The sequence below is a fragment of the Heliomicrobium undosum genome, from assembly GCF_009877425.1.
Classification (GTDB): domain Bacteria; phylum Bacillota; class Desulfitobacteriia; order Heliobacteriales; family Heliobacteriaceae; genus Heliomicrobium; species Heliomicrobium undosum.
The window spans coordinates 1-2,959 of record NZ_WXEY01000049.1; the positions used below are offsets into that span (position 1 = coordinate 1).

The 2,959-nt window shown below is 55.2% G+C and carries 2 protein-coding genes and 1 pseudogene; all 3 read left to right on the top strand.

All coding sequences use genetic code 11. From position 1 onward, the window contains the following. Window positions 1–231: 231 nt before the first annotated feature. Window positions 232–1,083, top strand: a pseudogene (gene istA, locus GTO91_RS18835) (IS21 family transposase); the annotation flags it as partial. 248 nt (window positions 1,084–1,331) lie between these two features. Then, on the top strand, window positions 1,332–1,775 hold the full coding sequence (locus tag GTO91_RS18305) for a 2-hydroxyacyl-CoA dehydratase family protein (protein WP_235919688.1): 444 nt from the start codon (window positions 1,332–1,334) through the stop codon (window positions 1,773–1,775). 2 nt (window positions 1,776–1,777) lie between these two features. Beyond that, complete coding sequence (gene istB / locus GTO91_RS17495) at window positions 1,778–2,527, top strand: IS21-like element helper ATPase IstB (RefSeq protein ID WP_161259999.1); 750 nt, start codon at window positions 1,778–1,780, stop codon at window positions 2,525–2,527. Window positions 2,528–2,959 lie beyond the last annotated feature (432 nt).

The window sequence follows — 2,959 nt, forward strand, 5'->3', positions numbered from 1 at the left end:
TGTGAACGGTAAACTAAAAGGGATGAATTTTGGCCATTAAAAATGGACGAAAAACGGTCACTTGCCTTGGATGTCTGGTACAATGTGCGGGTCGTCAGAACGGGTACCGCCAGCGATTCACGCCTGAGAAAGCCATGCAACAGCAGGCCACCTGATCGCGGCAGAAGAAGACGGCACTCATATCATCCAGCATTGCAAGGAGGCCGTCGAAATCCATTGATGGGGTGGACAATGTACGCACAGATTCATCACCAAAAAGATCAGGGACTGAAGCCTTCCCAGGTGGCCCGTTTCCTCGACGTGAATATCAAGACCGTGCGAAAGTACTGGCGAATGACCCCCGATGAATTCACAAGTTGCCGGTCTGCGGCCACGACGCGCAAAAACAAGCACGATCCCTACGCCGACATTCTCGTCCATTGGTTAACGGAACACCCCGATCTCAGCGCAGCCCAGGTTCACGACCGGCTGAAACAACATTATGCCGAGTACCGGGAAAGCGAACGGACATTGCGCCGGTTTTTGAGCAAACTGCGACGAAAGCACAGCCTGCCAAAGCCGTGCCATCATGAGCGCCAATACCAGGCCGTCGTAGACCCGCCTATGGGCCAACAAGTCCAAGTCGATTTCGGTTTCGCCTGGGCCACCACAGAGAGCGGTCGGAAAATCCGTGTTTACGGCTTTGGCGCCATCCTGTCCCATTCTCGCTACCGATACCTGGAATGGCGAGCGACGCCCTTTACCACCGCCAGCCTTTGCGAAACCTTCGAGCGCTGCTGGGCCTACTTCGGCGGCATCCCCAAAGAAGTGGTGATGGACCAGGACAAGCTCATGGTCGTCAGCGAAAACAACGGCGATATTCTCTTGACGGAAACCTTTGAGGTGTACCGGCAAGCCGTTGGATTCAGCGTCCACCTCTGCCGAAAAAGCGACCCGGAAAGCAAGGGCCGGATCGAAGCGTTCATCAAGTATGGAAAGTACAACTTCATCCCCCACCGCACGTTCAAAGACATCGATCATGTCAATGAGGAATGCCTGGCTTGGCTCGAACGCACCGCCAACGCCAACATCCACGGCATAACAAAAAAAGTACCCGCCGAAGTGTACGCGATAGAGCGCGAGCACTTGCGGCCGGTACCCAAGAAGAAAAATAGCAATGCCATTGTAACAAGAACCGTCCGAAAGGACAATACCATTATGGTCCACAGCAATCGATACTCGGTGCCGCTGGGCACGTACAAAGCGGGCGTCGAGGTGCGGATCGAAATCGCGGAGAAGACCCTGAACATCTATGCCCTCGATACGGGGCATTGCTTGCGGAACATGGATTGGTGGCCGGACGAGGGCATCTCGTCATCAACCGAAACCACCAACGGGATTATACGAAGACGTATGATGAACTCGAAGAAGCGGCGCTTCTGCGCTTGGGGAGCCATGCCTGCGCCCGACAGTTTGTCGAGGGGCTTCGCAAAACGAACAGCCGGTACTTTCGCGATCAGATTCAGGCATTGGAAAGACTGGCCGGTGAAACAACCGCCGATGCCTTGCAAGCAGCCATCAAGCAGTGCAACGAAGTGCAGCGCTATAGCGTGCAAAAGCTCCGCGAGACGCTCTCAAGCCTCCAGAAGAACGCAACACCAGCCACCCCAACACCCCCGGCGACGGGCGCCTCGACAACCGAAGTCCTCGCTGCGACCGCTCGGCTGAAGCATTTGCAAGGCCAGGCTGCCCGGCGAGAGATTGGCGACTATACCCGTTGCCTCAAAGGAGCATGACCATGCGCACAGGCCGACAACTGGATGACTTATTGCAGCAGTGCCACTTCCACCTGCGCAGTGAACAGCTTGCGCCTATGGCCAACGAAGCCGCTGCCGCCGAGCCTCCCTACCTGGCATTTCTCGAACAGGTGCTCCGTTGTGAAATTGACGCCCGAGAGGAAAAGGCGATGGAATCCCGCCTTCGCCAAGCCGGCTTTCCCTACATGCGCACCCTGGAGGACTTTGACTTTGCCTTTCAAGCCGCGATCTCAAAGCGACATATCCAACAGTTGACGACCATGCAGTGGATCGATGATGCCTTCAACCTGTTTTTTCTCGGACCTCCCGGCACAGGAAAGACGCATCTCTCCGTCGCCATCGGCAGCGCCGCCGTAGACAAGGGCTACAAGGTGCGCTTCATCTCCATGGACCAACTGGTCAGCGCCTTTCGCACAGAAAGCACGGAGCCGAAGGCCCAACGTATCTTGCGGGCCATCCGGAAAGCCGATCTGGTGATCATCGACGAACTTGGATTTCTGCCGATCACACGTACCGAAGCCAATCAGTTTTTCCAACTGGTCAATGACTTGTATCAGCAGACATCCGTCATCATCACGTCCAACAAGAGCTTCGAAGAGTGGCCTGAAGTCTTTGGCGACAGTGTGATCACCACCGCCATTCTGGACCGGCTCGTCCACCACAGTGAACTTTTCTCCTTGTCCGGGGATAGCTACCGGATGACCCATCGAAAGACCTTTTTGACGGCATGATCCCCCGATTGTTCCTAGATTCCCCGAGGCGGGTCTCTATGCTGCTTGCCCATACAAGGAATTGTCAGGTTGACCGGGGAACCGGCTTGCCGGCGCGCAGCGGCCTTGACCGGCAGGGTAAAATGAAAACCCGACGGGAACTCAGGGTTCTTGTTCCTGAGTTCCCGTCGGCGCCAAACGACAACCCTGCCGAGTCAAGGCTTCCCCGGACAACCGCGCCGAAGAGGCAATCTTCTCTCAAGGATATGTTTGGGTACCCATATGCCCAAGGCCGATTGAATCAACGCGATTCTTGGACATATGGGTACCCAAAATCCACAAATCACACTGGTTGCTAATGGAATTACGGCAATGAAAAACGGCCATGCATGATGGCCAAAAAAAGTCCAAAATTAATGGCCGATTTTTGACCAAAACACTTGACCGATCACA